At 50.5% G+C, this 25,078-nt stretch carries 24 protein-coding genes and 1 tRNA gene; 18 read left to right on the forward strand and 7 right to left on the reverse strand.

The genetic code is table 11. The features are described from left to right. On the forward strand, positions 1 to 522 hold a 522-nt coding region (locus HRU10_05855; GenBank protein ID NRA26759.1), incomplete at its 5' end, for a tyrosine-type recombinase/integrase. Positions 523 to 558: 36 nt separating this feature from the next. Here the strand turns inward: HRU10_05855 and HRU10_05860 are convergent. Further along, positions 559 to 635 (reverse strand) — tRNA-Pro (locus HRU10_05860). A gap of 402 nt (positions 636 to 1,037) precedes the next feature. Here HRU10_05860 and HRU10_05865 point away from each other — a divergent pair. The 6 genes from HRU10_05865 (at position 1,038) to HRU10_05890 (ending at position 7,580) form a co-directional block, all read left to right on the forward strand. Beyond that, positions 1,038 to 1,388 (forward strand): LysM peptidoglycan-binding domain-containing protein, encoded by a 351-nt coding sequence (locus HRU10_05865; protein NRA26760.1) that lies wholly within the window; start codon positions 1,038 to 1,040, stop codon positions 1,386 to 1,388. 20 nt (positions 1,389 to 1,408) lie between these two features. Continuing rightward, positions 1,409 to 1,960: an NUDIX hydrolase gene (locus tag HRU10_05870; GenBank protein NRA26761.1), complete on the forward strand. Its 552-nt coding sequence runs from the start codon at positions 1,409 to 1,411 to the stop codon at positions 1,958 to 1,960. Between the two features lie 111 nt (positions 1,961 to 2,071). Next, positions 2,072 to 3,346 (forward strand): response regulator, encoded by a 1,275-nt coding sequence (locus tag HRU10_05875; GenBank protein NRA26762.1) that lies wholly within the window; start codon positions 2,072 to 2,074, stop codon positions 3,344 to 3,346. 286 nt (positions 3,347 to 3,632) lie between these two features. Further along, complete coding sequence (locus HRU10_05880) at positions 3,633 to 4,511, forward strand: protein-glutamate O-methyltransferase CheR (protein ID NRA26763.1); 879 nt, start codon at positions 3,633 to 3,635, stop codon at positions 4,509 to 4,511. 8 nt (positions 4,512 to 4,519) lie between these two features. Beyond that, the gene (locus HRU10_05885) at positions 4,520 to 5,692 is read left to right on the forward strand and encodes a chemotaxis response regulator protein-glutamate methylesterase (protein ID NRA26764.1); all 1,173 of its coding nucleotides are present in this window, start codon (positions 4,520 to 4,522) and stop codon (positions 5,690 to 5,692) included. Further along, entirely contained in the window at positions 5,661 to 7,580 is a 1,920-nt protein-coding gene (locus HRU10_05890; protein ID NRA26765.1) for a PAS domain-containing sensor histidine kinase, read from the forward strand. The genes HRU10_05885 and HRU10_05890 overlap by 32 nt, the downstream gene beginning before the upstream one ends. Positions 7,581 to 7,589: 9 nt before the next feature. Here the strand turns inward: HRU10_05890 and HRU10_05895 are convergent, their stop codons facing one another. Continuing rightward, on the reverse strand, positions 7,590 to 8,627 hold the full coding sequence (locus HRU10_05895) for a hypothetical protein (GenBank protein ID NRA26766.1): 1,038 nt from the start codon (positions 8,625 to 8,627) through the stop codon (positions 7,590 to 7,592). A 47-nt stretch (positions 8,628 to 8,674) separates the two neighbouring features. Next, on the reverse strand, positions 8,675 to 9,070 hold the full coding sequence (locus HRU10_05900) for a hypothetical protein (GenBank protein ID NRA26767.1): 396 nt from the start codon (positions 9,068 to 9,070) through the stop codon (positions 8,675 to 8,677). Between the two features lie 311 nt (positions 9,071 to 9,381). On the opposite strand from HRU10_05900, the gene HRU10_05905 reads away from it, so the two are divergent. The 11 genes from HRU10_05905 to hpt all read left to right on the forward strand — a co-directional run bounded on the left by HRU10_05905 (position 9,382) and on the right by hpt (position 19,893). After that, entirely contained in the window at positions 9,382 to 9,756 is a 375-nt protein-coding gene (locus HRU10_05905; protein ID NRA26768.1) for a hypothetical protein, read from the forward strand. Between the two features lie 87 nt (positions 9,757 to 9,843). After that, positions 9,844 to 11,037, forward strand: coding sequence for a molybdopterin molybdotransferase MoeA (locus HRU10_05910; protein ID NRA26769.1), 1,194 nt, complete (start codon positions 9,844 to 9,846; stop codon positions 11,035 to 11,037). Then, complete coding sequence (locus tag HRU10_05915) at positions 11,037 to 11,609, forward strand: RsmD family RNA methyltransferase (GenBank protein NRA26770.1); 573 nt, start codon at positions 11,037 to 11,039, stop codon at positions 11,607 to 11,609. The genes HRU10_05910 and HRU10_05915 overlap by 1 nt, the downstream gene beginning before the upstream one ends. A 69-nt stretch (positions 11,610 to 11,678) precedes the next feature. Further along, a complete protein-coding gene (locus HRU10_05920; protein ID NRA26771.1) occupies positions 11,679 to 12,122 on the forward strand; it encodes a DUF2384 domain-containing protein in 444 nt (147 codons plus the stop codon). Then, positions 12,122 to 12,589 (forward strand): RES family NAD+ phosphorylase, encoded by a 468-nt coding sequence (locus HRU10_05925; protein NRA26772.1) that lies wholly within the window; start codon positions 12,122 to 12,124, stop codon positions 12,587 to 12,589. The genes HRU10_05920 and HRU10_05925 overlap by 1 nt, the downstream gene beginning before the upstream one ends. A gap of 170 nt (positions 12,590 to 12,759) precedes the next feature. Beyond that, entirely contained in the window at positions 12,760 to 13,518 is a 759-nt protein-coding gene (uppS, locus tag HRU10_05930) for a di-trans,poly-cis-decaprenylcistransferase (protein ID NRA26773.1), read from the forward strand. Further along, positions 13,515 to 14,378: a phosphatidate cytidylyltransferase gene (locus tag HRU10_05935; GenBank protein ID NRA26774.1), complete on the forward strand. Its 864-nt coding sequence runs from the start codon at positions 13,515 to 13,517 to the stop codon at positions 14,376 to 14,378. The genes uppS and HRU10_05935 overlap by 4 nt, the downstream gene beginning before the upstream one ends. Positions 14,379 to 14,407: 29 nt before the next feature. Further along, positions 14,408 to 15,604 carry a 1-deoxy-D-xylulose-5-phosphate reductoisomerase gene (locus tag HRU10_05940; protein NRA26775.1) on the forward strand — a complete coding sequence of 399 codons (1,197 nt, stop codon included), beginning with the start codon at positions 14,408 to 14,410 and terminating at the stop codon, positions 15,602 to 15,604. Continuing rightward, positions 15,598 to 16,989: an RIP metalloprotease RseP gene (rseP, locus tag HRU10_05945; protein ID NRA26776.1), complete on the forward strand. Its 1,392-nt coding sequence runs from the start codon at positions 15,598 to 15,600 to the stop codon at positions 16,987 to 16,989. The genes HRU10_05940 and rseP overlap by 7 nt, the downstream gene beginning before the upstream one ends. A gap of 8 nt (positions 16,990 to 16,997) precedes the next feature. After that, positions 16,998 to 19,013: a (E)-4-hydroxy-3-methylbut-2-enyl-diphosphate synthase gene (gene ispG, locus HRU10_05950; protein NRA26777.1), complete on the forward strand. Its 2,016-nt coding sequence runs from the start codon at positions 16,998 to 17,000 to the stop codon at positions 19,011 to 19,013. A 328-nt stretch (positions 19,014 to 19,341) separates the two neighbouring features. Further along, on the forward strand, positions 19,342 to 19,893 hold the full coding sequence (gene hpt, locus HRU10_05955) for a hypoxanthine phosphoribosyltransferase (protein NRA26778.1): 552 nt from the start codon (positions 19,342 to 19,344) through the stop codon (positions 19,891 to 19,893). A gap of 1 nt (position 19,894) precedes the next feature. Here hpt and HRU10_05960 read toward each other — a convergent pair whose 3' ends face one another. The 4 genes from HRU10_05960 to serS form a co-directional block, all read right to left on the reverse strand. Next, complete coding sequence (locus HRU10_05960; GenBank protein NRA26779.1) at positions 19,895 to 20,200, reverse strand: hypothetical protein; 306 nt, start codon at positions 20,198 to 20,200, stop codon at positions 19,895 to 19,897. A 67-nt stretch (positions 20,201 to 20,267) separates the two neighbouring features. Then, entirely contained in the window at positions 20,268 to 22,310 is a 2,043-nt protein-coding gene (locus HRU10_05965; protein ID NRA26780.1) for an ATP-dependent zinc metalloprotease FtsH, read from the reverse strand. Between the two features lie 23 nt (positions 22,311 to 22,333). Beyond that, positions 22,334 to 23,740 carry a tRNA lysidine(34) synthetase TilS gene (gene tilS, locus HRU10_05970; protein ID NRA26781.1) on the reverse strand — a complete coding sequence of 469 codons (1,407 nt, stop codon included), beginning with the start codon at positions 23,738 to 23,740 and terminating at the stop codon, positions 22,334 to 22,336. 38 nt (positions 23,741 to 23,778) lie between these two features. Continuing rightward, on the reverse strand, positions 23,779 to 25,047 hold the full coding sequence (gene serS / locus HRU10_05975) for a serine--tRNA ligase (protein NRA26782.1): 1,269 nt from the start codon (positions 25,045 to 25,047) through the stop codon (positions 23,779 to 23,781). Positions 25,048 to 25,078: the final 31 nt, after the last annotated feature.

Genomic DNA, 25,078 nt, shown 5'->3' on the forward strand with positions numbered 1-25,078 from the left:
GGAAGGAAGCGCGATTTTCATTCTTTCCGAGGCACATTTGCCACGGCGCTCGTTGCAAACGGAACTTATCAGCGGGTTACGCAGGAGCTAATGCGACACAGCGAACCAAAGCTCACTGCCAATATCTACACGGATTTCTGCGAGCTACCCGTCATCCAAGCTGTGAAGAGTCTACCGTGGGTCGAGGATGATACATGCTCACTAATAGACCCACACAAAACAGTCTCAAACGGGCAAATTCTGTCTCGAGCTGTCGGAAACGAAAATTCGGTGCCTAACCGGGAAGCCGCATTAACAGGGGGTTCAGAACCCGATTTGTCTCAAAACGACAGAAAAAATAATGGTGGGGGCGACAGGATTGCTTCGCCATCTTCGCTGCGCTACGTCGAACTGCGACAGGTCCTCATCCGTAGACCCCCAACATTTTCTCTCGATTCCCTCGAGAAAAAGTGGTCGGGGCGACAGGATTGCTTCGCCATCTCCGCTGCGCTACGTCGAACTGCGGCAGGTCCTCATCCGTAGACCCTCAACATTTTACTCTCGATTCCCTCGTGAAAATGGTCGGGGCGACAGGATTCGAACCTGCGACTTCTTGGTCCCAAACCAAGCGCACTACCAGGCTGTGCTACGCCCCGGAAAAGGGGAAAAGAACATCGGTCCAAAATCACTTTGTCAAACCGGAATGCTTGATGCCGCGAGAAAAAGCGTTTTGCTCGGCCAACATGGAGAATGACGCCCTGCCGCCCAAACCATCTATAGATCCAACACTCACATACACTTCGAGCACATCAAATGCGGGAAGTAGTGCTACCTGGATCGCGATCATCATTGGCCTAGTCGCTGTGGCTTTCGGAGTTATCGGGATATTTTTCGGGCTGTCCGCGCAGTCCAAGGTCTCCGAGGTGCAATCCTCGGTGAATGACATGAAAAATGACCTGCCCAATCAAATCGAATCAGGGATGGCGGGACTCGATAATGTATCTCAAGATATCGTTTCGATTAAGCAGGCGGTTGAAGCCCTGAAAAGCCGTTCGCGCATGGACCGAGATTCCCAAAATCGCAAACTCGATACTCTAGCCAAGGAACTCGAAGCTAACCGCCAACAAATTAATCAAAACATCGGAGCTATTGAGGAGCTGCCGAAACGGTTGATCAGTGCCCCCCGGCAGAACGCAACGGCCTCCCAATCATCAGGGGATTCAGCCGAAGTCATAGAGCCGACAGTGACGGCATCCGGAGAGACACTCCATACTATTGCTTCGGGGGATTTATTGGGACGGCTTGCCACGCGCTACGGCGTCAGTGTTCAGGCTATTCTCGATGCAAATCCAGGCCTTGACCCGCGTCGTCTAAGAGTAGGTCAACAAATTGTCATCCCCTCACAGTAGGTATTCCGCAAACTCCGGGCATGTCTTTGAAACCATGGAAATACTTAAGCGAGACTTCGATCGCCAAAACTCGAATATTCGATCTGGTCAGCCGCCGTTTTCGCCATCCAGTCTTAGGTAGAGAGGATGACTTCTATGCGTTGAAGACAGGATCTTGGGCAAACATTGCTGCACTTACGCCCAATGATGAACTTGTTTTGGTGAAGCAATTTCGTTTCGGCATTCAGGACTTTACCCTAGAGTTTCCTGGAGGAATCGTTGATCCAGGCGAAGACGCTGGTAAGGCGGCATCGAGAGAGTTGACAGAAGAAACTGGATTCACAGGAACCAATCTCCAATCGCTGGGTGAGGTCTATCCCAACCCGGCGATCATGAACAACCGCTGTTTTTTCTTTCGCGTCGACGAGGCTCAACTCACCGATGAGATCAATCTGGACCCGAACGAAGATATCGAAGTGGTCGTCGCCACCATCGATCAAGTTATTGAATGGGGAAAAGAAGGAAAATTTTCCCATGCCTTGGCGAATGTGTGCCTCTTGCGTTTACTGCTTTCGTTAGGACGAGCGGGATAAAGTATAGGAACTCTATCTTCCCCAAATTTCTGAAAAGGCTTACCGAATTTTCCATGTAATGGAAATTCACCCTACAGAAGGGCGCGGTTTGCTCCGTCAATTTATTCGCGCATGGCTGCCGCTGCTCCAAACAACGTAAAGATCCTGATCGTCGACGATGACGAGATCATCCTTTATGCCCTAAAAGAGACGCTGAGTGCTTCAGGATACACACTCTTTCTACACACGAATCCACTCGATGCATTAGAGCATCTGGAAACAAAGGATGACCAGTTCTCAGTGATTATTTCAGATCAGCGGATGACACATATGACGGGCCTGGAATTCCTTACTAAGGCCAAAAAGGTTCAGCCCGACGCATCGCGCATTCTGATTACGGGGGTCGTAACGATGAAAATTGTGATCGACGCCGTTAATCGTGGCGAGATCTTTCGTTTTCTCGCCAAACCTTGGATGCGTGAAGAACTGCTCGCAACGATTCAGAATGCTGTTCAGCGCTATCAACTCCTCGCGCTCAATCAATCGCTTCAGGACGACACTCTTCAGCTCAATGAGCAGTTATCTTCTGCCAATAGCGAACTGACTGACAAAATCCGCGAACTAACGGAACAAAAGCGCGCCCTGGATGCGGCGAACTCCGCTCTAGCCCGCAACTTCGACCGCTCAATAAATTTAGCCTACAAGATTCTCAGCACCTATCATCAGACATTAGGACAGGAGACGAAGGCAGTCGTAGACATCTGCGACCTCATAATCCAAACCGGATTTCTCGACATGCAGACCGCAGAAATCCTCCGCATCAGCGCCTGGCTCAACAACATCGGACTCATCGGCGTTTCTCGTGATACCGTGGATAAATACCGCAACATGCCCGAGACACTCACCCCTCGGGAGCGAGAAGAAATCAAACAACACCCTGTATATGGCCAGTCACTCGCATCGTTCGCGGGCGACCTGGATGGTGTCGGCGAAACCATCCGCTCGTCTCATGAGCGCTGGGATGGATCGGGATACCCAGATGCCTTAAGGGGCAATCGCATACCGGTCGCCGCGCGCTATCTCGCCGTAGCAATCTACTATGTGGAGTGCAAACTTCCTAAAGAACAGGCACTTGAGCAAATACTGAGGATGTCCGGCAAAGCCTTCGAGCCAGAAGCTGTCCGGCTCTTCATGAAAGCGACCCGCCTAGATAATCTCCCCAAAAAAGTCCGCGAAGTCCTGTTTTCTGAACTCAAACCGGGAATGCGTTTGGCGCGCGGCATTTATTCTGCAAATGGCCTCATGCTCGTCCCCGAGGGCGAGGCGCTCACCGAACGACAGCTCGAGAAGCTGAAAGACTACAACTTGATCGATACAATCAATCATAGACTTTTGGTTTTTCAGTAACATCGATTTCGAATCTGTCCAATGTTTCAAGACCGGCTCATATTCCCATCGCACACTTACTAATGGTGGGCTCCGAGCAGAAAATATAGAGTATCAAGCTCAGCAACCAACCTACATCACCGGCAGACCGTATCCAGCCCTTGGTCCCCGAAGTCGGCTGATGCCGCCATCCAAGCGCCCTAAAGAAATGAATGCAGCGAGGGACATGCAGCGGGATAAGTGTTATGCGTGCTAAACTTGGCTCGGTGACGAGCGACTTTCGGTCATGCGATACACACGGACTCCTATGCCTAATCCCCTCGACAGTATACCTCCGATTCCACTCAAAGCGACCGAGCTTTCTGACGGAGATTACAACGCGTTTCGCGAACTCATTTATAGGCATTCCCGCATCAACCTTGGGGAAAATAAAAAGGGACTCGTAAACTCAAGACTGGGAAAACGCCTCCGAGCGACAGGTTTATCGACATTCAAAGAATACCTCAACCACCTCAACTCTCGAGATGGTGAAGTCGAACTGACTCATTTTATTGATGCTATTTCTACGAACCACACCTTCTTCTTTCGAGAAACAGGTCATTATGAGTTTCTTACTCAGACGGTGCTTCCCAGGTTTCTCGAATCCTCGGGTGAGCCGGTTTGGAGCGACCGCAATTTACGTATTTGGAGTGCCGCCTGTTCCACGGGTGAGGAACCCTACTCTATCGCAATGACTGTTCATGAGCCCGTGTTCAAATTGAAGCATCGTGATTACACAATCCAGGCTACAGACATTTCAAACAGCGTTCTCAAATCCGCGAACAAGGGCGTCTTTAAGTACGATCGCTCTCAGGCGATAGACGAGCATTTATTGCGAAAATATTTTCAGAAGGGCGCTGGAAAAAACGAAGGAATGGTCCGCGCGAAAGATGAGATTCGTCGCAAAATCAATTTCCAGCAACTGAATCTGCTCTCAGGAAGCTACCCATTTCGTGAATCGTTCCATGTGATTTTCAACCGCAATGTCATGATCTATTTCGACCTACCCACCCAGCAAGAGCTCATTAATCAGATGCTCCCACTCATGGCACCCGGAGGCTACTTGTTTATCGGTCATTCAGAGTCACTCAATGGACTCGATCATCCCTTGAAACAGCTTCAGCCCTCCATCTATCAGAAGGTTTAGAGTCTATTATGTCTGAGAAGCCGATACGCGTCATGATTGTAGATGACTCTCCGACTGTCCGGAGAGCTCTCACAAATGTCTTTGGAAAAGATCGCGAAATCCAGGTTGTTGATACGGCTGTAGATCCCTATGACGCTGAGGAGAAGATAATGACTAGGGATCCAGAAGTGCTGACACTGGACCTGGAAATGCCTCGGATGGATGGACTCACCTTTCTTAAGATCATCATGAGAAAACGGCCCATGCCGGTAATCATCTTAAGCACGCTCACAAATTCTGGCTCAGCTATGGCTATGGAAGCGTTGAGGTCGGGAGCATTCGACGTGTTCGGAAAGCCTGAAACCGCGGCCGAATTGAAAGAAGCAGCCATCCAACTCTGCATGAAGGTAAAGGAGGCCGGCTGGGCTCGGCGCCATAAAACTTGGCAGCACCGAATCGAAACTAACAAAACTGCAACTCCTTTTCGCGTACAATCGAGCAATAAAACACGCAGCCGTTTGAGCTGGTCTAGGGAACCCCATTTGACGGAAAAACATCTCATACTCCTCGGAGCATCAACCGGTGGAACAGAAGCATTGAGCCGAATTTTACGTAAACTCCCCCCACACATGCCGCCGGTGCTGGTAAGCCAACACATTCCGGCACGATTTTCGTTAACGTTTGCTCAACGTTTGGATGGCGAATGTGCGCTGACAGCCAAAGAAGCAGAAGATGGCGAGTATGCGCGCCAAGGCTGCATTTACATCGCTCCGGGTGGCTACCATCTCACTGCAAAATTTGCCGGTGGTCGCTATCGACTGTCTCTTAATGAGGAGGATCCGGTGTGGCATCAACGGCCAGCTGTCGATGTGATGTTTGAATCACTGATCCACGCATCGGGCCCCCATATTGTCGCCGGATTGCTTACGGGCATGGGCAAGGATGGCGCCCATGGCTTGCTAAAGCTCAAAGAGGCCGGCTGTCGCACTTTTGCCGAAGATGAAAAAACCTGTGTCGTCTATGGCATGCCCCGCGTTGCTAAAGAAATCGGTGCTCCCGAAAAAATGATCCCAATTCAGGATATGGCTCAGGCTGTTTTGTCCGCTTTAGAAGAGTCATGGGGTCGTTGTGGAAGACGTATTACACAAGCGCCCATGGCACGACGCACTGATGAGCAAGCAATCCAGCCTACCCCTTCCTGATCCTTTTTTTCTGATTCTAGATCGTAAGGGTTTTTTACGAGCTCATTCTTTTCAAGAGAGTCATCCTTTCTATTCCCTCGCACAGAGCTGCATTGAACAAACAATCGAGCCTCTCTGCTCTACCATTTTCGGAGGCTTTAATAAACAAGCGCTGAAGCACATATTTGAATCTGGCGAAGGGGCAGGTCATAGCGACATCGAACTGCCCACTCCTGGATACAGCCTTTCGCTGACTTGGAGCCGTTTTGGCGCTGATGATGACTGTCATCTACAGCTCGCCCCGAGAGTTGATCCACAGTCTTGGCTCGAATCAGCTCCGCATGATGAACTTGAGAAGAGCCCTGCCGCCCTCGCTGCCTTGAGCCTAAGACTTCAACAGACAGAAAGCCGTCTAAGCACCTTCCTCAATTCATTCCCAGGTGTCATATTCACACAGCGAACCGACAAGACTTTCGCTTTTGCCTCGTCGCGCATCAGCTCATTTTCCGGCCTTAGCTTAAGTCGAATCCAGCGATCTACCCAGGCTTTCGCCGAGTTCCTGCATCCCGAGGATCGCAGTCGTGTATTAAAAAGCATTACTCAACAAAGTCCTGAGGGCCATCCCTACAGCTTAGAATATCGCATCATCAATCAAGAGGACCACAGCATTCGCTACGTTTACGATATTCGACTCCCCCTCCTAACAGCGTATGGGAATCACTTACAAGATGAAGGCATCTGGATCGACATCACTCGCCAAGCAATCGCCGAGGACCGCATCGCCCACTCTCTTTGGAAAGAGAATTTAGCGACGATTACAAGCGGACTGGTGCACGATTTTTCCAACATGATGGCCGGAATCTATTCGCTGTCAGAGCTCTATCATAGTGAGATGCAGCTCGATCATCCTCGATATGAAGGAATGAGTAAGGTGAAGTCCAATGCTATGAAGGCTCAACATCTGGTGCGTCGCATTGTTGATTTGAATCGCGAGGTCTCAGGTGAAATGGCCTACAACAACCTCGAGGTTCTCATCCGGGAGCACCTCGACATTATAAAAATCATCCTGCCAAAATCGGCCAAGGTCGCCCTAGAGTTTCCTGATGATGAATTGCTAGTTAGTATCGATGAAGTCGCTTTCCGACGAGCACTCACGCACCTCGTGACCAATGCGCGTGATGCCATGCAAACTGGAGGCACATTTGGGCTATATGTCGAAGCTGTCGATGATGGCTACGCGTTGCACGTCTGGGATGATGGGCCCGGTATCCCTGAAGATATCCGTGATCGCGTTTTCGACCCCTTTGTATCAACCAAAACTGAGCAGACGGCCTCAGGCTTTGGACTCTACACAGTAAGACAATTCGTCGAAACCAGTGGAGGTTCACTTAGACTTGGAAAGGGCCGCTTTCGTGGCGCTCATATCATCATTTCCCTACCTTCTGCTGATGCCAGCAGGGACGCTTCGACCTCCTTCGAACGAGAACACGATCATCAGGCGGATGGCGCAGCACCCGGCTCAGTCGCAAACGTGGCTCAGGAATCAAAAGCCAGGATACTTGCAATCTGCTCCGACCCCACACGGTTCGATCAGGCCAAAAGCTTTTTAGAATCGCCTCGTTGGGACTTGCTCCTAAGCGAGAATGCAACGGAAGCCGCTGGACGTCTTGCTGCTGCAGACGGACCTATAGGAGTCACTGTATGGGTTCTTGAGTCACAGGCTGAAATTGCAGCGCTTGATGCGATACCATTGAGTCCCTACGCAGATGAAACTCTCCTTGCCGGACTCATCCTAGACGAAACAGCAAGCATTCCTGGGAGCACTCCTGAGCCCTTCGATATACTTATGCCCACAAGAGTCGGGAAAGCAGTGATCCAACAAAGGATCGAACCGTGGTTGACAGGATAAAAACCAGCCTCAGTCCTCAACCAAGGTCTGGATTTGAGAACCAGTATACCAACCCGCCGTGGGGTTGCCCAAACCATCTGTATCGAAGAAATAAAAATAACGCTGCCCCTCTTCATTTGAAAGGTTGGAAGCACTTCGATCGATATAGAACCACTCGAATAGTTCGAGTGAGAACATGTAGGGATAAGATGCTTCACTCGTCCAAAACCAGCCGAGTCTAGGACTGAAGATCTGCATGTCTGCCTCATCGGTAGATGCGGTATAGAGCCAACCGAGCTCGTATGAATAGACCCAACGGTCATCATCGGGATCTAGGAAATAGAGCCCGAGCCAATTGCTAAAGTCCCACCCCTCTGGAGTCGATTCACTCGATCCAAACCAGCGCACCCCACTGGAAGTCACGGTGTAGTCAAAAGTCTGTGTGACTGGAAAATAACCTGAAACTGAAGGCGTGAAGGTGATTTCAATACTATAATTTCCCGTCGGCAAACGCGTCCCCTCTTCTGGATCGTAGGTAAATGTGCCTGGGAGGTTTGCTTTGGCGCGCAGAGGCCCCTGCCCGACTGTGCTGTTTTCCGGGACTTCAGCGCGCAAGGAAGCACCCTGTGGCTCCGGTGCAGGTGCATAAATCGTGGGTGTTTCATCACGGTTAGACGCCCACCCGCTGACTGGACCCACGGGCTCACTTAATTCCCTAGAACTCCCGCTAATCTCTGTTACCGCCCAGAAATAAAACTGAGGCGCACGGGTTTTGGTATCTAAAAGAAAGTTTGCGAAGCCCCAAAAAGGAAATCCGTCTTCGACAAAGGTAGCTTCGCGTCCCCCTAAAACGGATCCCGTATACCCAACGACTTCTGCGTCGGCGAATTCAGGAGTATAGCTCATGTATAAAATGGTCGCTGCCGAACGATCAGCAGTTCCGTTAGTCCGCGTAATGGACTGGGTGTCTGGGGTGTCGACGCGTACGATCACCTCGTTGGCCTCTGTACCCTGAGAGGCGTTGATTGCCGTTGGAGGTGGGATTTCGGATGACGACACCTTGGTCATACGAAAATCAAGAGGCTGTGAGGCGCCCTCGTAAGAGACCGTCCCATTTATTTCGCCGTTTGAAATCGTGCCTGAGACATCAACGGGTTTTCGAATGAATCTTGGTCAATTTGGAAGGCGCCGGTGGAAGTAACGATCGTAGTTATATTGCCTAGATCAGTCTCACTATCCTCGTAGAAAAAGTATACACGTTCGTCCGGCGTGACGATCGCTTCGGCCCGAGCCGCGGTATAAATACCTGCCCCACTGTAGCTGCCACTCACCAGCGAAAGTTCAGCAGTAAAGCCTTCTCCAAAGTCGAGGCTCAATGTTTCATTAGAAACTTGGCCCGTAGTAGACGTAAGCGATATCGAGCCATCAGACTGAACCGCTCCAGAGACCTCCGCCAGGCCCACACTATCGATAAGATAGAGTGTGCCGTCACTGGTTATCTGCCCAACCATAGGCTCTTGGAACTCCGATGTTCCCGTCGTGCCGACATAATAACCTGCGAATGAGCTCTGTGCCTACGCAGGAGAACCCAGGATAATTAAACTTATGAGAAGAAGGAGTTTGGAGTGGGAGGTCAAAAAAGGCTTAGCCATGAAATCGACCTGAGCAGAAATCTTACAAGATGTGCATAAAAATACTTGTACCTCTATTTTTTCTATTCGATCGAGAATCCCATGCTCGAAAATAAAACAAAGGAATTGCTCCTCGCAGGTCCACGTTTTCGTTATCGGGTATCGATTCAAGACTATTTAATCGAAGATAAATGATGAGGAAAATTCCGCTTTTTTCTGTTGATGAAATTCAAGAGCTGATCCCCAAGTTTGCGGACTCCGGCATCTCAATTGAAATAGAAGCCGTCTCGATGGGACCCACTTCGCAGATTGCAACTTCGCTCTATTACATCCTAGTGCCAGAGGAGGATTTTGTGGACTGCCTCATCTCGATCATGACTCATTTCGCTATCGAGCCAGTATCAAATGAAGGGCACCATGGGGAATGCCCTGCTTGTTTTGCCGAAGTCAATGGTGCATTGGAATGCCCAGACTGCGGACTTTCATTTGCCGGAGGGCCATCTGAAAGCACACGAGCACACCCGTTCTACCAATTCCTCGAAACGAATAATCTACTCCCATTTTAATCGTGTAGAATACCCTGAATTTCCTAACTCGATAGAGTTCCTTTGGCAATACCTTGCCAGATCTCATTCAATTTATAGCTGGTAGGTATGAATCCCCAGGAAGCTTCTGACATCATTTGTGATAACATCCAGCCGACGTCGATCGAACGTATCCCGTTCACTGCTGCGAGTGGACGCATACTGCGAGAGGAAATCCTGGCCGACCGCCCCTTACCTCCTTTTGACAGAGCCATGATGGATGGGATTGCGGTCGATAGTACTACGATCAAGAAGAATGCAGCCTGGGAAATTAAAGCAGAGGCATTGGCCGGACAGCCGCAAATCGAGCTCGCTGGTCGAGAGATGGCGATACGCATTAATACCGGTGCTGTTTTGCCGGTCGGCTGCGACCAGATTATTCCGATAGAGGAGCTCTCTGTTGAGGGCGACATCGCTAAATTAACTGGCCAGGCAGAACAAGAACCTGAGGCCTTTATTCACAGATCTGCTTCTGATTTTTCGCAAGGGTCTATACTCCTAGAAGCTGGTTGCCAGATTGGGGGCAAAGAAATGGGGGTCATTACGTCTTGTGGGAAGAGCTTTGTGGAGGTCGCTGCATCGCCTAGCATTGCCCTGATCTCTACGGGCAACGAGTTGGTTGAGGTCGATACCACCCCCAAACCTCACCAGATACGGCGATCCAACACACATGCACTGGAAGCAATTTGCTCCCGCTTGGGCATCCACGCAGTTTCCTATCATTTACCTGATGATGTCGATGCGATCGATGCAGCTCTTCCAAGCATTCTCGAACAGTATGACTGGATTATCATCAGCGGAGGCATTTCAAAAGGAACAGCAGACTATATCCCGGACTATCTCCACTCGGTGGGTGCCGAGCGACATTTCCAGTGGGTCAAACAACGCCCGGGAAAACCGCTAGCCTTCTTTACCTTGCCCAATAAGAAGCCAATTTTCGCCCTGCCGGGCAATCCGATGTCTACACTTGTGTGTTTCCATCGTTACATTGTTCGAGCGCTCTATGGGGCTCTCGGACATAAAGAGAGGCCAGCTTGCTACGTTCGGTTGGCCGAAAATTTCACCTTTAAAAAGCCTCTTGCGCTCTTTCTTCCAGTCTCGATTCAATGTGACTCTAATGGGGTTCAGCTAGCCTATCCCAGGCCCACGGCAAACTCTGGAGACTTCGCCTCGATTATGGACACCGATGGTTTCATCGAACTCCCTGCCGATAAAAATGTCTTTGCCGAAGGCGAAGGATTCTTATTCACTCCCTGGCTCTAATGCGCATCAGCGGTGGAACAGCACGCGGTATTCCGCTCAAAGCCCCCAAGGGTGATGACACTAGACCGGCTACCGATCAAATGCGAGAACGAGTGTTTTCAAGTCTGGGCGCATCCATCGAAAATGCAGTTTGTCTTGATGTGTTCGCCGGAACGGGCGCCTATGGAATCGAGGCGCTGAGCCGGGGTGCAGTCCATGTCGATTTCGTCGAAAACAACCGAACATGCGCACGCATCCTAAAGGATAACCTCAATTCGCTGAACAAAGCCATGGGGTCTCTAACGAGTTCATCCCAAACTCATATATTAGACGTTCGCAGGTTTACGCCCCAAGCTAGGCGATATTACGATTTTATCTTTTGTGATCCGCCTTATCCACTCATTGAAAAGTTCGCTCCGGAGCTCTTAGAACGATTTGCGCAGTGGTCGAACTCAGGACTACTCCTTTTCGAAATGCCTGCAGATCTTTCTATAAGCTCAGATCACTGGACTCCATTAAAAAGGCTGGGGAAAACCAGAGGCCAGGCACCAAGCGTTACTATTTTTCAACAGATTAGAGGCCTAATGTCCTAGATTCATATGAACCTTTAAAAATATTCTAATAGAGCTTGCTATGTTCAAGGATGAATGCAGAGTGTGTGCATGGAGTTTGACGAAGAAGAGCAGAGGATAGAAGAGCCCATGGCGCTATACCGGCCTGATCGAAGAAAAAAAGCAGGCATAAGACAGACTATTCGGCACATCGATGCTGGGCTTCCTATGGGAGAGTTTGATGTTCTACAACAGCAGCTATGCCTAACAGCAGAGCAGCTCGCAAAGCATCTTTGCATTACTAAGAGCACGCTCCTTCGTCGCAAAAAAGCAGGCGTGCTCGACCGGTTGGAGTCAGATCGGTTGCTACGCTTCGCTCGACTTTTCGGTCTGGCTGTAGACGTATTGGACAGCGCTGAAGCAGCCCAGAAATGGTTGAAGACACCCGCACGCGCCCTAGAGTTTGCGAGCCCCTTGGAATTTGCTGAGACCGAAGTGGGCGCGAGAGAGGTAGAAAACCTTCTCGGCCGAATCGAATACGGTGTCTATAGCTGATGATCGAGGCGTTTCGGATCGTCCCTGAGCGCAGAAAACAGACTGCATTCAATGGCGAGGGCGCACGCCTCTTTGGTGGCCGTTGGAATACGCCTGGGCACTCTGTGGTCTATGCTTCTTGTAGTCGGGCACTCGCTGCACTTGAAGTTTTGGTTCATTTGGATGCTCAAACTGTGCCGTTCACCTACCTACTTTTCTCAGTCAAAATTCCAGATGTATCATACATTGAAAATCGTTACATGGGTATCAAATCTCCTTCTCTTCCCTTGTCGATTCAGCCTGCCACACAGCAATTCGGGGATGAGTGGCTAGAGTCCAAGAAGTCAGCGGTATTGGCAGTGCCGAGTTCTATCATTTCGGCTGAACCCAATTTTTTATTCAACCCGCAACATCCTGATTTTCAACGCTTAGAAATCGGCGAGCCCGAGAGATTCACCTTCGATCCCAGATTACTGAAGGTGGGGTAGAAGACACGCTCTCGCCAAGGTGCCAAAAGGTGGCAGTCTGCTCTTTAACGCTATCATCGATAGTCTTAAAATTTCGACACACCCCCTCTTGTTAGCCTTTTTGAGATTGTAACCGCCTGACGCCAATCTAGCTTTCTACAGCTTTCAACGCCCAACCAATTCGTAACCTCTTGTCCGCAGCATTTCAGAAAGCCCTACAGCACGTCGCCATCGTCATGGACGGCAATGGGCGCTGGGCTCAACAACGAGAGATGGATCGTACAGAGGGGCACCGGCATGGCGCGCGGAGCGTCGAGGCTAGCTTACGAGCTGCAAGACGACACGGGATAAAATATCTGACACTTTTCGCCTTTAGTTCGGAAAACTGGAACCGCCCACGTGAGGAGGTGAATTTCCTCATGAACATGCTACTGGCCTACCTGCGCGAACAGGTAGAACTTTTGCTCGAAAACGAAATCCGCTTCGAAACCATCGGGGACCTTTCAGTATTGCCAGACGAACTCCAAGCTGAAATCAGCCGTGCGAAGTTGCTCACTGCGCACTACGAAGATCACCAGATTAACTTGGCAATCAACTATGGTTCTCGCAACGAGTTGCTGGAAGCAGCTAAACGGTTCGCCCGTGACGTCGCATCGGGTCGCGCAGATCCGGATGCATTGGATTGGCCTCAATTCACCTCGTATTTCTATACTGCCGGAATCCCCGACCCAGACCTAATCATTCGAACTTCCGGCGAATGGCGTCTAAGTAATTTCCTGTTAGCGCAGAGTGCCTATTCCGAGTTTTACTTCAGCAATGTGTTATGGCCTGACTTTGACGAGGCCGATTTTGACGCAGCTATTGCTCACTTTGCACAGAGAGAACGAAGGTTTGGGAAGACCAGCGAGCAGGTCAGCCCGCAACAACCTCTGACAGCCCCCCCAGTATGACTCATCGGATTTTTTCGACAGTCGTCATTTGGCTCTCTATCGTATTGGTTGTAGCCCTATTTGGTGCGCAGGGCGCTGTTTGGATCGCTGCGCTCACAACAGCACTCACTCAGTGGGAGCTCTATAAAATATTCGACCGCATGGGTTGGCATTCCTACCCGCGCGCTGGTGTCGTCACCGGCTTGTTTATTGTATTGGGAGCCTATTACCTACCCGGGGTAGAATCGGGCACCGAAGTGTTTGGCGTGGCATTTGTCGTTTTGTGTTTGGCCATTCAAGCGCGTAGTATGGTGAAGGGGCAGCTGGGCTCCTTCATGCCTACCTTATTCGGCCTCGTTTACGTGCCCTATATGATGCAATATTTCGTAGGTACGATTCAATTGGCAGTGAGTGAAGGCTATGGAGAAGGGACTGGCATTTTTTTATGCGTATGGATCGTAGCTGCCGCTAAATTCACTGACGTCGGCGGGCTTTTGATCGGGAAGCAATTCGGCAAGCACAAGTTGGCTCCCCATATCAGCCCAGGAAAAACCTGGGAGGGGGTAATCGGCGGTGTGTTCGTCTCGGCAATCGTGGTTATTTTGCTCGTCGCCCTAAATGGCTTACTCGATTCTGCGGGGCGTGTTCATGTAAATCTTCCCGAAGGATTTAGTTGGTGGATCGCTGCGCTGATGACTGCCCCTGTGGCTATTGTTTCTGTGGCATCAGATTTGATTGAATCTGGTTTCAAACGAGCGGCGCGTATCAAAGATTCTGGGAGTATCGTGCCAGGCATAGGAGGCGTATTCGATCTCACCGATTCGGTGATTCTTTGCGCTCCTCTTGGATTTATACTGCTCAAGTATGTGGCCTTCGCTTGATAGACGTCGCGAGTCTTTTCTAAATTTCAATGCTTCACTTTGACGTCAGCGAACTTCCAGATTTTCCGAGAAAGATAGTCATTCTCGGCGCTACGGGATCGATCGGCTCACAGGCCCTCGAGATCGTCCGCAAATATCCAGATCTTCTTCAAGTAGTCGGAATCTCAGGTTACCACCAAGTCGACGAACTCGCGGTTATTCAAAACGAGTTTTCCGTTCCCCATGTTGGCTTAGCGGCTTCAGAGGAATCGACATCTTTTACCGGCCATTTTGGCGGAGCGAAGATGCACACAGGCAAGGAAGGATTGGTCGAACTCGCTTCTCTTGAACAAGCGGATCTTGTGCTCGTCGCACTCGTCGGTACCGCTGGATTGGAGCCGACCTTAGCGGCAATCGAGGCGAAAAAAACGATAGCGCTGGCCAATAAAGAAGTGCTTGTGATGGCTGGAAAGTTCGTCACTCAAGCTGCACGTGAAAACGGTTGCCTCATTCTCCCCGTGGACAGCGAACATAATGCGCTCTTTCAATGCGCCCAAGCGGCTCATGATGCGACAAGCGAAATCGAAAAGCTCATCCTGACCGGCTCTGGCGGAAGCTTCCGCGAAAGGCCTCTTGATCAGTTTGCAAGTATCACCGTCGAGGAGGCACTGAACCATCCCAATTGGGATATGGGGCAAAAAGTGACCATCGATTCTGCGACCATGGCCAACAAGGGCCTGGAGTTGATCGAGGCAAAATGGCTATTCAATCTGAGACCCGATCAACTAGAGGTAACTATCCACCGCCAAAGTATCGTCCACTCCATGGTTCAATTTTGTGATGGGTCGATATTGGGCCAGTTATCTCCGCCTTCAATGACTTTTCCTATCCAACATTGCCTACTCTATCCTGAACGCCGCGCCCCGGTTCAGCCAACGCTTTCCTTCCAAGAGTCATTGAATTTGGACTTTTCCCCAGTCGACTTCGAACGATACCCCTGCCTAAAATTGGCCTACGCTGCCATGGACCACGGCGGTGTTGCTGAGACAGTATTTAATGCCGCCAATGAGGTCGCTGTAGCAGCATTTGTCGCTGGGGAGTTGCCATTCCTCCGAATCAATCAAGTTATTGAGCAAACCCTCGCGGCCATACCGATCACGGATCCAAGCAGTCTAGACGCTGTCCTTGATGCTGACCAACAAGCCAGACGGCGTGCCCAAGAATTACTTACACCGACACTATGCTAGATTCTCTCCTCTCTCTTGTATCCAATGTTTGGTTTATTTTCATCGGGCTCATTGCCTTGGGATCTTGCATATTTGTCCATGAACTTGGGCACTTTTTAGCGGCCAGGAAGCGCGGACTAAAGGTCGAGCGCTTTTCAATTGGGTTCGGGCCTCGCATTCGGGGATGGACCAAGGATGGCGTGGATTACCGACTTTCTGCGATTCCTTTTGGAGGTTATGTCGCTCTTCCTCAACTGGCGGATATGGGTTCCTTGGAGGGAGGTGGGGAAGATGGTGGCGAACAACAGCTTCCTCCGATTAGCTATGCTGACAAGATGATCGTTTCGGTCATGGGCGCGGTGTTCAACGTGATCTTTGCAGCAGCCTTATCGCTCATCTTGTGGACAGCTGGGCAAGAGGTCCCCGTATCTTCTCAGAGCACACTGGTAGGTTATGTTTCCGAGACTCTAATTACCGATGAGGGTGATGAAGTCGCAGCTCCCGCTTTTGTCGCAGGAGTTCAACCGGGTGATATCATTACTCATGTGGATGGTGCGCCCATAGACAATTGGGGCGACCTTTCCTCGCGAATAGTTACGGGCGTTCTGAGAACTGAGTATGGCAACCCCCTGACAAAATTTACTATCGATCGCGACGGCGAAACTATAAACATTGATGTTATCCCGATCCTCGCATCGCGAGAGAGCGTCCGGCAAGTGGGCGTGTCTTCTGCCTCAGCCTTGCAGGTGGGGACTGTGGCTCCAGAGAAAGAATCTATACTGTCTACTGGGGATCCCATTTTGGAGTTTAATGGGGAAAAGGTATTCACCTGGATGAGCATCCTAGAGTTCCTCAAATCCAATCCTGAAGGCGGATTACCGTTCACGATAGCTACCCAATCCGGCATTCAAGAGGTCATAGTCGAAGCGAACCTCATCGAGTTGGAAAACGACCTGTTCACTTTCGAATTACCAAAGACTACTCTCTTCTCTCAAACCGTAAGAGTCTATCCAGATCCCATCACTCAGTTCGCAAATAAGATGGAGATGATGTATCTCACACTCCGCGGACTGCTCAGCAAAAATTCAGATGTCAAAGTACGAAATTTGTCGGGTCCAGTGGGAATCGTAGATAATTTTCAAATGTTCGCACGAATCGGTGTCATTGAGCTGCTCTGGCTGTTAGTGTTCGTAAATATAAACCTAGCGATCATGAACCTTCTCCCCATTCCTGTCTTAGACGGTGGCCACATGATGTTTGCCACCATCGCCAAGATTACTGGCCGTCCCATACCAAGGCAGTTTTTGGAAGGCACTCAGGCGGCCTTTGCCATCTTATTATTCTCATTTATGATCTACGTTACGTTTTTTGACGTAGGCAGAATTTTTGATCGAGTCGGAAACTGATTTTCGTGATGGAGCCCTACTGTCACTCTCGCTTTCAAACAAAACGCTGGAAAACACGTGCCGTCAATGTCGGCGGCGTGTGCATTGGCGGCGATAATCCAATACGGGTCCAGTCGATGACCACCACCGACACCTGTGACGTGGATGCGACTATACGCCAGACGATAGAACTCGCTGAGGCTGGCTGTGAAATCGTCCGCATCACCGCTCCGACCTTAGCGGCGGGAAGAGCACTGGGGGAAATTAGAAAGGGACTCATCCAGGCCAAGGTGGCGATTCCCCTCGTGGCAGATATCCACTTCTTACCGAAAGTGGCTATGGAGGCCGTCAATCACGTTGATAAGGTCCGCATCAACCCGGGCAATTATGCCGACCGGAAGACGTTTAAAATACGTGAGTATTCAGACGATCAATACGACGAAGAAATGGAGCGCCTTCATGAGGCTTTTTCACCCATCGTCTTGCGGACTAAGGAGCTGGGTAAGGCCATGCGCATCGGAACCAACCACGGGTCGCTTTCCGATCGTATCATGAATCGTTATGGCGATTCACCCTTGGGCATGGTCGAGTCGGCGCTGGAGTTTATTCGCATCGCGAAATCGCACGGCTTTCACGATATCATTTTATCCATGAAGGCCTCAAATCCCAAGGTAATGATTGAGGCCTATCGGCTGGCCGTTTCGAAAATGAAGTCGGAGGGCATGGCTTATCCTCTTCATCTTGGTGTAACCGAAGCCGGTGACGGTGAAGACGCGCGCATCAAAAGCACCATCGGTATCGGTACCTTACTCTACGATGGACTGGGCGATACCATACGCGTGTCATTGACGGAGGATCCCGTCTACGAAGTCCCAGTAGCTCGGGCTCTGGCTGAGCACGCCACTATACTGCGCAATCGGCAATTTGAGGAAGATCTCTCCACGCACGATTCGATCAATCCTTTCGAATTCAATCGACGGATCTCTAGAGCTACCAAACTTGGCACAAGCCTCAGGCCTTTAGCCGCAGGTGCCAACGCAACCGTTCCAGTCTGGGTCCGCCCAGATCCAAATCTCGCCGGGCAGGAACTGATCAACGCAGTTTGCCACTATCAGATTCGATATAAGGACAACCCGGTCGAGGGCCTGATCCTGAAGACCCCCGATCCAGAGACCTTGATTCAGAATTTGAAAATAGCAGAAGCTCTCCAGAGCACTGTTGCCTGTTTTGTTTTGGAAGTCAGCGAGAATCTAGATCCTCAGGTAATATTAGAACATGCTCAAACGGCGAGAGGCCTGATCTTCTCTAGAACATTTACCCATGCAGACGAGATTGCCCCGTGGCATGAGCTAACTTCCCTGCTAAATGCTACCCTCGCAATCAATTCTACTGCAGAAAACTGGCAGAGTCTTTTGGCGAAACTCCCCACCTCTCACGTCATCGCTGGAGCCCTGATCGAGCCAAACGCTATGCACGCGCTGGGACAATATCGCCAAATTGTAGAAACTTTGAGAGGGCGAGAGATTCCTCTTTGGATCAGGCTGAATGCGGACAGCCATATTTATACGCCAGAAGGATTCAGCGACCGCCTCATGGAGTCGGCTTTGTTGGCGGGCCCCCTACTGTGTGACGGCTTGGGTGATATATTAAGCGTGGAAACCGTAACGAATTTACCGCAAGCGGTTATGCTGGGATACAACATATTGCAGGGCGCGCGTGTGCGGATATCAAAGACAGAATATGTTGCTTGCCCAAGCTGCGGCAGGACTTTGTTTGACCTGCAAACGACCACGGCCCGTGTGAAGGAAAAAACCTCTCACCTCAAAGGCGTTACAATCGCTGTCATGGGCTGTATTGTAAATGGTCCCGGAGAGATGGCAGATGCGGATTTCGGCTATGTCGGCGGTGCTCCAGGTAAAATCAATTTATATGTAGGAAAGAAGTGCGTAAAAAATGGGATTCCTTCGGAATTTGCGGTCGATGAGCTCGTGTCGCTCATTAAAGAACATGGCAAATGGGTGGAGCAGGAACCCGTTTTGGCGTAGTTCAGGAATTTTCTGTTAATTCCGAATCGCCCAGCGAAACTTCGTGAGTCGACTGTTCATTAATCAGCTAAAGCTAAACCCCCACCCCAAGTCTAAATGCGCATTCTGTTAACTACCTCAGTTTTCGTTTCTATCCTCCTCTCGTCTGCTCATTCTGAAGAGCCAGGCGTAACACAGATCATTCACATGCCTAGCTTCGATAAATTCTAAAGCTACATATATTCGCGCATGGCAAATGCAGTGAATCCGAAAAGCCTTGCACGTAGGTGGTTAGCATTCAATTTGTTATGACGTGCACGACCCAACTGGATCAGGCGCACCTAAGACTATGCTTGAAGATATCGAAACCGTTCTTGTCAGCGAAAACTCGCTTCAACGACGGGTTGTGGAAATCGGCAAGCAGATAGACCAGATCTATCAAGGCGATGAGATTGTAGTCATTTCGATCGTTAATGGTGCAGTGATCTTTACGGCGGATTTGATGCGAGCAATCAAGTTGCCTGTGATGCTAGATTGCTTGCACGTGTCATCATACAAGGCTGGACCACAGTCATTTACCGAACAGGACATCGCTGAGCAAATACACCTCAATTTAAGAGGTCGCTCCGTCCTTCTGATAGACGACATCCTCGATACAGGCCTCACACTCCAAAAGGTTCACCGTGCTCTGCGGAGTCTTGGCCCGCGTGACATTCGGACTTGTGTTCTGCTACGTAAACAGGGTCGCCAAGCTACACCATTCTTGGCTGATATAGTAGGCTTTGATGTTCCTGATGAGGCGGTTGTCGGGTATGGTATCGATTATTCAGAGAAATACCGCAACATGCCTTTCATAGGCATTCTACGCCCCGAGTGCATGAACACGCCTATCTGGGTTTGAATTAGGAACGATTGGAAAGGCGCTCGTTAAGAGCTGCTAGCTCAGCGTCACTCATTCGGGAACAGATCAGTTCCAGCCTAGGATGATCGACATCGAGTATGTCGGATATTACGATGAGGTTATTCTCCTTCTGTATCTGAGACCGTAGTCCAGAGCCTTCATACCCACGGATATATTCCCCTCCTCGTCCATCCTCACCAATTTCCGTGACGGCAAGGATCTTAATCATGCTATCGTGCTTTCCTCGCCTCGTGGAGATAGCGAGCACATCACCTGGCACGACTTCCTTTCCCAGTACGTCTTTCATTGTATTTGGACATAAAAATGCGTGGGCCTGGAGGGCCCACGCGCACAGAAACTAAACAGGCTATACGTTAAGCCGGAACTCCAGCTGGCTCTCCACCGAAGTCGCCGTCTTTGAGTTTTTTGGGCTCTTTGGCTGCCTTTGAAGACTCGTCTTCCTCTTCGTCGCTTTTCACTTCAGGTTTCTTAACAGGAACGACTGGGCTCTGAATGGAGCCAGTATCCAAGATCTCCTTAACATGGATGCCCTCCAGGGTCTCAAACTCGAGTAGTGCCTCAGCCAACGCATCGAGAGCAGCACGATGTTCCGTAAGGATTTCAAGCGCACGTTGATGCTGCCCTTCCACAAGATCAAAGATCTTAGAATCAATTTTCTGGGCGGTATCTTCGGAGTAGTTCTGATCACGAGATATCTCCTTACCTAAAAAGACATGATCTTGGTTATCTCCATAAGCGACTGGGCCGAGATCAGTCATGCCCCAATCACATACCATGCTACGGGCGATCTTGGTAACCATTTTAATATCTCCAGAGGCACCCGTGGTGATATCGCCCATGACGAGCTCTTCTGCGGCGCGCCCGCCCATGCCCGTGCACATCTGATTCATCAGGCGGCGTTTGGCTTGATTGAGGATATCTTTTTTCGGGATAAACATGGTACTCCCTAGAGACTGTCCACGCGGGATGATGGTTACCTTGTGAACGGGAAGGAAACCGTCATCAATGACTGCCTGCACAATAGCGTGGCCGGCTTCGTGCCATGCAGTAATCCGCCGATCCTCATCGTCCATGAGCTTCCGGCGTTCACGTCCGAAAGCAATCTTCTCACGGGCCTCATCGATGTCTTGATGGCTAACTTCTTTTTTATTGGTCCGCGCAGCGACAAGGGCTGCTTCATTCAGAAGATTTGCTAGATCCGCCCCCGAAAATCCGGGAGTATTGCGGGCGACAATGTCGAGATCGACATGCTTGGATAATGCTATCTTCTTTGCGTGGACCTTCAGAATCTCTTCCCGACCCTTGCGGTCTGGAAGATCAATCACGACTTGACGGTCAAAACGTCCGGGACGGAGTAATGCGTTATCCAAGACATCTGGGCGATTGGTTGCGGCAATAATGATGACACCTTCGTGTCCATCAAAACCATCCATTTCAACGAGCAGAGAGTTGAGAGTCTGCTCACGCTCATCATTTCCGCCTCCGAGTCCAGCTCCGCGCTGACGACCCACGGCGTCTATCTCATCAATAAAAATCAAACATGGTGCATTCTTTCGCCCTTGTTCAAACATGTCGCGCACGCGGGCGGCGCCGACACCGACAAACATCTCCACAAAATCAGATCCACTGATGCTAAAAAACGGCACCTCAGCCTCGCCAGCGACAGCTCGAGCAAGGAGTGTTTTACCCGTTCCCGGAGGACCCACCATCAAAACGCCCTTAGGAATACGTCCACCAATGCGCTGAAATTTTTTGGGATCTTTGAGGAAGTCGACGATCTCAGATACTTCCTCTTTGGCCTCCTCGCAACCTGCGACCTGGGCAAAAGTGACGCGTTCGCGGTCGCGTGTCAGCATCTTCGCCTTACTCTTTCCAAAACTCATCGCACCACGGCCCGCATTGCGTAGCTGGCGGATAAAAAGGAAATAAAGCAGCGCAATGATGATCACGAATGGCAGGAGTCCAAAAAGGAGATCCATTAAATAATTGCCTCCAGCCTTTTCCTTCAACACACGCTGGAGAATGAGATGCTGTTCATCAATAACGCGCCCCGAGGCGCGAAAAGGTATCGGCTCGGCAACGCCTGTCGAAGTGACTCCTTCTGAATTGAATTCTTCGCCAGGGCGATACATGCCCTCAATTGTGTAGTATTGGTATCCGCCTTGAGGGTCCTGAGTCATCGTGCCTTCGATGACCTGGTTGTTTTCAATGGCTTGCACCACCTGTGGTATCTTCCAGGTGGTAAACTCGGTTTCAGTTGTTCCATTAATCTGCCACACACCGATGATGGCAGCGAAAATGATTAACCAAATTATGATGACTTTGGGCTGAAAGCGATCGGGAGGCTGTGGGGCACGTTGGCCGCCTTGCTTATTTGAAGGGTCTGATTCTGACATTTTTCGTAAAAGATAATGGGAAATTAGCGGTGTCTGTAAGTCAACCGAAGAGCATGATTGTGGTGGGACAAGACTTTCCATGCTTCAGCAGGGGGAAATCCTGGTCGCCAAACCATACGATCTGTCCCATCTACGACAATCGGCATCTCATCTCGTTCCCGAAGTGGAATCTTCTTATCTATAAACACATCCTTGAGTTTTCTTTTACCCGGTGCGCCCATAGCGTGAAATGTATCTCCCGGCCGACGAGGTCTAAGAGAAAACGAGGGCACGCATTCAGAATCGATTCCGATGATTGCCTCTATCATCGGATTGATGGGCTTGCTTCGAATTTCCTCCTGAAACCCAGACCCTTTGCCCAAAAGCTCGACTTCAAAGTACCCAACCCAAGGACAGTGGGTCTCCGCTCCGACTGGCAGGCTAGAGTGATAGTCGCAGATATACTCTTTGTCCTTCGCCAGGAGCTGAATCTCGCCATCCTCTGCAGCGATTCGCCATGTCGATGATAATTGTTGATCTAAGCTGTCACTATCGTAATCAGCGACGATTTTTGCTAAGAGCCTACGCTCTGGATAAGCCCCGGTATGATGCTGTATCCACCTACCGACATACGCTTTTTTCAAGGCTTTTGGGAAGGGATGCAATGTCGCCAAAGAGACACTTTTTTCTTTGAAATTTTCCCCGATTGCCCAGTCAAAGACCTCTCCGACATCTTCCATCAGCTCTCGAAATCCTCCGACGGCAGATGAGAGGTTTCGACCTTCGCGCTCTGCCAATTCGCTGAGCTGGGGGATGACCTTTGCTCGAATAAAATTACGTGCATAGGCTGCGTCTGCATTACTTTGGTCTTCTCTCCAATCGAGCCCGATTTGCTGAAGAAAAGCCTCAAGGTCAGCTTTTGTCTTCCCCAATAAAGGTCGCAGCCGCTTGGTGCCTAATTCATCGCAGGATAGCGGTCGGGGCGCAGCCAATCCCTCTACCGAAGACTGTCGTAGCAGGCGCAACAAGACGGTCTCCAGGACATCTCCGGCATGGTGCCCAGTGATCACTCCTTCCAAACGCTCCTGACGGACGATCTCAGCGACAAAAGCCTGTCTCTGCTCTCTAAGCTGCGCCTCGGAAGCACTTGAATCCACGCTGCCCTGACCGACCAAGCACGCTACACCTAGTGTAGCAGACAAGGCCTGAACCCAACGTGCATCATCCTCAGACGCCACGCCTCGTAATCCATGGTCAAAGTGTATGACGACCAATCGCTCAGCACCCAGATAAGCCAATGCCCATAACACGGCGCACACGGAGTCGCATCCCCCGCTGCAACTCACTCCCCAGCGACCTATACTCCTTGCTATCTCGCTCGATACTGCCGCTGGAATATCCCAGGTATGACGAATTTCTTTGAAGGTATCCGGTTGGGTGTGCCAATCCATTGTAACCATTCCGAATTTCGACAGATCCGAAACCCGCTCTAGGTGGCGAGAACCAGTTTGTCTGATCCGAACAAGGGTTGGATCGCTGCGGGAATTGAGATACTGCCGTCCGGTTGATAGTTGTTTTCCAAGAGCGCTCCAAGCACGCGAGGAATGGCCAGAGCAGAGCCATTGAGCGTGTGAACGAATGCTGGTTTACCGTCCTCACCCCGGAATCGGATATTGGCCCGCCGCGCCTGAAAATCGGAAAAACTGCTACAACTCGAGACCTCAAGCCATCGTTTTTGACCGGCAGCGTAGACTTCGAGATCGTATTGTCTATGATTCGCGAAGCCGATATCTCCTGCTGCCATAAGCAGAGTGCGAAAGGGTAACTGTAGTTTGCGCAGCACGCTTTCCCCGTGTGCCCGCAGATCTTCGAGCATCGCGAGGCTTTCATTCGGCTTCACCCATGCGACCACCTCAACTTTGTCGAACTGGTGAAGACGATTAAGGCCGCGCACATGCGCCCCCCAACTCCCAGCCTCTCTTCGGAAACATGGCGTGTGGCCACAGCGCTTCAGGGGCAGAATCTTTGGGTCGATTATCTCGTCTCGAAAATAATTGGTAATGGGAAGCTCGGCAGTCGGTATGAGATAAAGCTCTTCGCTCCTATCCCAATACATTTGCCCCTCTTTGTCAGGAAGTTGTCCCGTAGCTGTCGCACTCGCAGCATTTACCAAAAGGGGTGCCAAGACCTCTTCAAAACCAGCCGCCTGAGCCTCATTGAGGAAAAATTGGAGTAAGCTTCGTACCAGCCTCGCCATTGGGCCCACGTAAAATGGGAAGCCCGCACCGGTAACTTTTGACCCGCGATCAAAGTCGACTGCGGTTGAGAAACCGGGGATATCAAAATGAGGAATTGCATGTGGGTAGGCACCGGTTTCTGCCTCAACCAAAACCTCTTCAGCATCTTCCTCTGTTTTGCCATCGGGAATATCATGAGCAGGAACATTGGGAACTACCATCAAGGCCGCTCTGAAAGCCTCATCTGCTGCCTTGGCATCAGCGTCGAGCGCTTTAGCTCGCGCGGCTAACTCCTTGGTCTCCCCCACTTTTGACATGAACGCTTCTGAACCCTTTTTCAAAGACGCCATATCCTTACTCGCAGCCTTTTGCGCTGCTCGGGCTTGCTCTGCTTCTGTGATCAGCTCGCGGCGACGGGAATCCAAGGACAGCACGGCATCTATATCGCAGGCAAACTTCTTGCGCGCGATCGCTGCTTTTACTGCTTCGGGATTTTCCCTGAGGAGCTTGATATCGATCATAGCAGCCGGAAACTGTTGCCAAGGCCGTGGA

The sequence above is a fragment of the Opitutales bacterium genome, assembly GCA_013215165.1.
GTDB lineage: Bacteria > Verrucomicrobiota > Verrucomicrobiia > Opitutales > JABSRG01 > JABSRG01.